The following is a 5,224-nucleotide window of genomic DNA, read 5'->3' on the forward strand; positions in this document are numbered from 1 at the left end:
CCCAAGACCCGTCATGCACTAAGACAGAAGCCGAACCACTTCGTCGGGGCAGGTCAAGTTACCCACAAACGAGGACCAAAGCAGGCTGTTCAATGGTGAAATAGATACCCTTGATGTCGTAGGACCTGTGTCGTTAGAGTTAGCAAGACACGACATCCGAGTGCGTGCTTCGAGAAGGTCCTTGTACCGGCAATGTTCCGCAAAAAGTTTGATATAGAGAATTTTGGAGCCGAGTTTTGGGCGAACGCAGCAGGTTCTGATGCGCGTGATCTTTTTTCTGATCCAAGTCGACTAAAGTTGCATCGCTCGGACGGATTATTTCCGATTCATATGGCGGCATACTACGGATCGGCCGAGGTCTTAGAGGCTGTTGTCACCGCTGGTGCTGACCCTAACCAACGAACCGAAATTCTGACGAGTAGACTATTTGAGCACTCGTTGACACCAATGTTCGTGGCAATGTATTCAAAGCATCATAAGCCAACCTCGAAGTTGCGAGTTCTTCTGGAAGCAGGCGCAGATACGGAAGCCGTTAATCATGTCGAGATGACGCCACTTCATTGTTGTGCTCAATCACAATATTTTGCCAATCATAGCTTTGAGTTTGCTAAACAGCTTATCGCGGCCGGGTCTAACTTGGATTCGAGGGATAAAGGTGGATATACACCTTTAATATCCTCGATTGATAGGGATGATTGTAACATCCATCTTACTTTATCTTTGTTAAATGCTGGTGCCTCACCAAATATTGCTACGAAACACGAGACGACAGCGCTTGATCAGTCTATAGATAAGGGCAGCCATGAAACATTCATGCTGTTGCTACGACGCGGGGCAAACCCAAATGCCGTAAACAACGGTAGTCCCGCACTACACAGGCTTCTCCCTCACATGCCGGATAGCTATGTTTTACCGCTTCTTGAAGCTGGCGCTGACCCTTTGATGAAAGATAGTGCCGGGCTTACAGCGATAGAGATAATCGATGAGAGGATAATCCGGAATAGGTCCGAGATAAACCAGATTCAGAAAGATAGACCTCATGAAAAATCTCTTCTGCAATCAATAAGTCAAGATTTGGAGTGGCTTGAGAGTAGAAGAAACTTTCTTGGTGAGTATTTTGACTTATGAAATATCCTTCAGTATACCGGTGCTTTAATCTAAAGAAAATCATTATTTATCATATGTTCGCGTGGGTGCATAGTATTTCAAGATATTCAAGATTTAAAGTCATCGTTTTCGTAGCTTTTCCAGTGTCCGCTAGTGCGCAAGACTTTGGATCATGCTATTGTAGCACCCTTGTAACAGATATTACTAATCATACTGCTGCGACATATGACGAGAACGATTTTCCTAACATCAGATTGGGCTTAGATCATCTTCGGGTGAGCGATGTAGACTGGAACCTCGATATCGGTTTCCTCCAAGTACTGCTCCAAGAAGGCCCTATGAACCACTGGCGGAATTTGGGCGATGAGTACCGGTATTTTACAAATCCGCAGACATATTCTGTTACTCCGAATTTTCCATTTTCCGGAGGTAGTTTACGCCCCGCTCCGCGAGATGAAAGTGAGTACTTCTTCTGTCGGATGGAAGAGGGTAGAATTAGCGAGTTTGGCGTCCGACTAAGGTCGTTGGGCAACGGGGACACCCATGGGGAATACTTGATACCCGTGCCAACTCAGGTATCGGTGCAACTGGTGGAATGGTGTGTGCAGAATAGGCGGTGAACTCTAAATGAGAAAAGCCACCCCCTGTTGGAAACGGCTCTTAGTCATTCGTAAGTCAAGCTCTAGACCTGAGACTGCTGCAGGAGCAGTGAGCCAGCTCCACCCGCACTATCACCAGCCATTGCAGGCGACACTAGGGTCATGGAAACGACCAAGGCCGCGAGAGCTGTGGGTAGGAATTTAAGCAGCATCTTTATCATCCTCATCGCCTTTGAGTTTCCGTACTTCAGCAGCATAGGCAGCTTCGTACATTGTCAGTACCTCACGCCCTTTCTCCGTCATGGAGAACTGGACAGCGACGTCGCTAAGGCACTCACGTTCGATAAGCCCAAATAGTTCCGTAGCATCAGCACGGCGCTTGATGTCCTGCCGCTTTGCTTGTCGGCTGTCTTGGCTTGAAGCCAGAGCATTTACGATCTTGGACTGCATGATAACTTGACCAACCGCCTACGCAACATAACCGAAGAAAAGCATGGTGTCGGAATCTTCAAACCGCGTCGCGTGTGCTGTGAACTCCTTGTCACGCTTGCCTTCATAACCATCCAAAACCGTCACCACGGTTGTGTTCCAAGCCCGCAAAATTGCCCCTTGAAGAGCAAATGGGCCTAGCCCGTTATCACTATAGTCGGACATGTGGTCCTCCCTCATGAGTAGGGCACCAACTTAGGCACGCTGGTTGGAAGATAGTCCTCTTAGACGGAGTACGCATCCAATCATTTTGTTCGTGTGCAACATATTGTTCGACTAGGTGAACATGTTGGAATCGAATAGAAATGCTTCAGTGTTACAAATCTATGTCATTGAAACAGAATGATAAATTGAGGGATCGTGCCGACTGACTAATTCTCGGAGCAGAGCAAACCAAAGCTGCTCGAAAATCTAAGGTCAAGTCTGAAAGGACACATCATGTACGCCACGACAACCAACTTACTGACCACTCTTCGCGTCCTCGTCATCGCCCTCACGGGCATCCTCACGCCGGTCCTCGCCGCGAGCGCGGCGCAAGCTGAAGAGAACCAGTGCGCCGAGGTGAAGGTCTGCTGGCCGAAGTGAGCAGACCAGGGGCGCGCGCCTTTGGGGGGCGCGCCCACCCTTCCTGAAGGAGTACCGATATGAAAACTCTCGCATTGGTCGTTGGCCTTACTGCCGCCGCGCTCGCGGTCGGCACGCCGAGCCACGCCCTCTACCAGGACCCGGACGGCTGCGGCTGTGTCCGCCCCTGCTTCCCAAACTGAGGAGACCTCCCATGACCCCCAAGACCACGCTCGCCGGGCGATCCATCGTCGCCCTCTTGCTCCTGAGTGCCCCGGCAGCTGCCGCTCAGCTGCCCACCGGACCCATCTGGCCCCCGACCTGCCCCGGGCCGGCATATCTGGCGCAGGAGGTCCCCGAGTGCGAAATGCTGCCGAATTGCGACAAGGCGCCCGCCGCCCTCACACGGCACTCCTCGGCGACCGACTGCTACTTCAAGGTGGGTGGCTGCCAAGGCCTCCTCTAAGGCACAATGGCGGATGGGCGACGTGTTTAGCGTCGCCCATCCAGCGCTCGCGATTTGGATCGCCGCAGATTAATTCATGGGATATGTTCGAAAATCGTGTTGGTTCGCGTTAGCCGTTTCCCGCGCATAGCGCCACGAAACCCCCTTGTGGATTGTCAAAAAAACTTCTTGATACAAATTACGCGCCAAAAACGGTCGTTTTTGGCCGAGCGCCCTGCTCCACCCAGGTGTGACTTTTCACGATAGATGGCACTAATTTTTGCACGTTATTTGTCCCACAGGTCCTGCCGAAAACTATGGCCAGTGAACCTTTCGGTAGGCCATCTGGGATGGTAAGCTGGCCGAGTGACGGATTTAACTAACCTTGCACGCTGGCCTTCACTGGCGGACCAACTTCTAATGGCTGAGCGCCTGTTCGGAGAGGATGGCGAGACCATCGTTTCCGACTGGTTTTCAAGTGAAGTAAGTCGCATCGACGATCCTGCCTTTGCCAAGCTGTTCACTGACCATATCAATTTGCCTGGAGTCCCCGCCGCGGACTATTCTCATCGGTATGTCCGTTCCGATGCAGTGGAGCTGATCGGCGGCATCCGCTTTTACGCCCATGATATCAGCCGCCCGTTCGTGGAAGTCGTTGCGCACTCGTTTGCAGACAAATCCCCAATGCGCGAAGGCCTGGAAATACTGCGTGACTGCGTTCGCTCGGAATGGTCCTTGTTTGCACCTCTCGACTTGCGCCTGCGCGTTTTGTCCGGGACGATTAACCACCCGGCAGCGCGGACGGCCGTGACGATCCATGCCGCCCGGCCCCGAGACATGGCACCGCCTGACGGGCGCGTCCGATTAGTACCGTTCGCGGACCCAGAGGACGCTATCGCGCTGGTTCAGGATCGTTACGCAGACGTCGCCGCGCATGCAGCGGAGCTGGCGAAGAACATTTCAGCCGCCGATCCTGATGATCTCCGCGCATGGCATCAGGCTGGTCAGCTTCATGCGATCATCGCAGAAGGGCCCGCAAACGCGGAGAGCGCACCTGTGGGACTTCTTGCCATCGCACCCGGCCGGGTGGCTTGGATTAAAGGAGACGAGGTCAACGAGGAGGTTGTGATGTCGGCTCGGGGCGGCCGGGGATACGCCGCTTCCGCGCAGGCCGCTTGGGCCATGACGATAGGGTCGAACCGCGACCAAGTCATTGTGGGCACGATAGACCGGCTGAACCAAGCGTCGCGGCGCTCAGCCGAGCGCGCTGGTCGTCCCGCCATTCTGGAAGAGGTCTTTGTCAGTCTCCGCTAGCGTATGGTGCAGTGTACGCTAATTGGCCGCTCCGATGACGAGGGTTGAGGCGGCGGCCTGGATGACATCATCAGTGATCTCGCGCAGTTCGTTGATGTGTAGGATGCGGTCGATCTGGTTGAACAGGCGTTGCAGCAGGCGGAAGTTGCCGCCCGTGAGCCGGGAGATCGCGGCAGCAGCCTGGACGTCCGTGAAGTCGTCGGCATCAAACGCTTTCCCCAGCTTTTGCCACTGTTTCTGACCTGCTCCCCTGAAACGTCCTCGATTTGAGGTTAGCCTGTTCTCCAACTGAGGAGACAGGAGATGAAGAGAAGCCGTTTCAGCGAAGCGCAGATCATTGGCATCCTGAAGGAGCATGCAGCGGGCATGAGCACGCCGGACCTGTGCCGCAAGCATGGGATCAGCGATGCGACCTTCTACAACTGGCGCCGCAAGTACGGCGGCATGGAGGTCGCCGATGCGAAGCGGCTGAAGGCACTGGAAGCTGAGAATGCGAAGCTGAAGAAGATGCTGGCCGAGCAGATGATGGATGTGGCCACGCTGAAAGAGATGCCTGGAAAAAACTTCTGAGGCCCGGTTCGAGGAGGAATGCCGTGGACTGGGCCATGACGGAGAAGAGCTGCTCACAGCGGCGGGCCTGTGCCCTGGCCGGCATAGATCCGCGTGTCTGTCGGCGCAGATCCAAGCGTCCGGCCGACACCGAGCT

Annotated in this window: 8 protein-coding genes and 1 pseudogene; 6 read left to right on the plus strand and 3 right to left on the minus strand. The window is 54.0% G+C overall.

The window, feature by feature from the left end:
• The first annotated feature begins 192 nt into the window (after positions 1–192).
• The gene (locus jaqu_RS21480; protein ID WP_141134417.1) at positions 193–1,128 is read left to right on the plus strand and encodes an ankyrin repeat domain-containing protein; all 936 of its coding nucleotides are present in this window, start codon (positions 193–195) and stop codon (positions 1,126–1,128) included.
• A gap of 779 nt (positions 1,129–1,907) precedes the next feature.
• Here jaqu_RS21480 and jaqu_RS21485 read toward each other — a convergent pair.
• Both jaqu_RS21485 and jaqu_RS19140 read right to left on the minus strand, forming a co-directional pair.
• On the minus strand, positions 1,908–2,156 hold the full coding sequence (locus jaqu_RS21485; protein ID WP_141134418.1) for a hypothetical protein: 249 nt from the start codon (positions 2,154–2,156) through the stop codon (positions 1,908–1,910).
• An 18-nt stretch (positions 2,157–2,174) separates the two neighbouring features.
• A complete protein-coding gene (locus jaqu_RS19140) occupies positions 2,175–2,360 on the minus strand; it encodes a hypothetical protein (RefSeq protein WP_043920628.1) in 186 nt (61 codons plus the stop codon).
• Positions 2,361–2,633: 273 nt separating this feature from the next.
• On the opposite strand from jaqu_RS19140, the gene jaqu_RS21785 reads away from it, so the two are divergent.
• The 4 genes from jaqu_RS21785 to jaqu_RS19150 all read left to right on the plus strand — a co-directional run bounded on the left by jaqu_RS21785 (position 2,634) and on the right by jaqu_RS19150 (position 4,518).
• Positions 2,634–2,780 carry a hypothetical protein gene (locus jaqu_RS21785; RefSeq protein ID WP_161793906.1) on the plus strand — a complete coding sequence of 49 codons (147 nt, stop codon included), beginning with the start codon at positions 2,634–2,636 and terminating at the stop codon, positions 2,778–2,780.
• A 59-nt stretch (positions 2,781–2,839) separates the two neighbouring features.
• A complete protein-coding gene (locus jaqu_RS22280; RefSeq protein WP_269079004.1) occupies positions 2,840–2,962 on the plus strand; it encodes a hypothetical protein in 123 nt (40 codons plus the stop codon).
• A gap of 11 nt (positions 2,963–2,973) precedes the next feature.
• Complete coding sequence (locus tag jaqu_RS19145) at positions 2,974–3,225, plus strand: hypothetical protein (protein ID WP_043920629.1); 252 nt, start codon at positions 2,974–2,976, stop codon at positions 3,223–3,225.
• A gap of 399 nt (positions 3,226–3,624) precedes the next feature.
• Positions 3,625–4,518 carry a hypothetical protein gene (locus jaqu_RS19150; RefSeq protein ID WP_043920630.1) on the plus strand — a complete coding sequence of 298 codons (894 nt, stop codon included), beginning with the start codon at positions 3,625–3,627 and terminating at the stop codon, positions 4,516–4,518.
• Positions 4,519–4,536: 18 nt separating this feature from the next.
• Here the strand turns inward: jaqu_RS19150 and jaqu_RS19155 are convergent, their stop codons facing one another.
• Positions 4,537–4,875 (minus strand): hypothetical protein, encoded by a 339-nt coding sequence (locus tag jaqu_RS19155; protein ID WP_089268470.1) that lies wholly within the window; start codon positions 4,873–4,875, stop codon positions 4,537–4,539.
• Between jaqu_RS19155 and jaqu_RS19160 the strand changes: the two are divergent.
• A pseudogene (locus tag jaqu_RS19160) lies at positions 4,822–5,224 on the plus strand (transposase); the annotation flags it as partial. The gene jaqu_RS19155 and the pseudogene jaqu_RS19160 sit on opposite strands and share 54 nt — an antisense overlap.

The organism is Jannaschia aquimarina, assembly GCF_000877395.1.
Classification (GTDB): domain Bacteria; phylum Pseudomonadota; class Alphaproteobacteria; order Rhodobacterales; family Rhodobacteraceae; genus Jannaschia; species Jannaschia aquimarina.

Bases quoted from the DNA above. Each gene is read 5' to 3' on its own strand.
- jaqu_RS21480 (WP_141134417.1), top strand. From the start codon at position 193: ATGTTCCGCAAAAAGTTTGATATAGAGAATTTTGGAGCCGAGTTTTGG.
- jaqu_RS21485 (WP_141134418.1), bottom strand. From the start codon at position 2,156: ATGCAGTCCAAGATCGTAAATGCTCTGGCTTCAAGCCAAGACAGCCGA.
- jaqu_RS19140 (WP_043920628.1), bottom strand. From the start codon at position 2,360: ATGTCCGACTATAGTGATAACGGGCTAGGCCCATTTGCTCTTCAAGGG.
- jaqu_RS21785 (WP_161793906.1), top strand. From the start codon at position 2,634: ATGTACGCCACGACAACCAACTTACTGACCACTCTTCGCGTCCTCGTC.
- jaqu_RS22280 (WP_269079004.1), top strand. From the start codon at position 2,840: ATGAAAACTCTCGCATTGGTCGTTGGCCTTACTGCCGCCGCGCTCGCG.
- jaqu_RS19145 (WP_043920629.1), top strand. From the start codon at position 2,974: ATGACCCCCAAGACCACGCTCGCCGGGCGATCCATCGTCGCCCTCTTG.
- jaqu_RS19150 (WP_043920630.1), top strand. From the start codon at position 3,625: ATGGCTGAGCGCCTGTTCGGAGAGGATGGCGAGACCATCGTTTCCGAC.
- jaqu_RS19155 (WP_089268470.1), bottom strand. From the start codon at position 4,875: ATGCTCCTTCAGGATGCCAATGATCTGCGCTTCGCTGAAACGGCTTCT.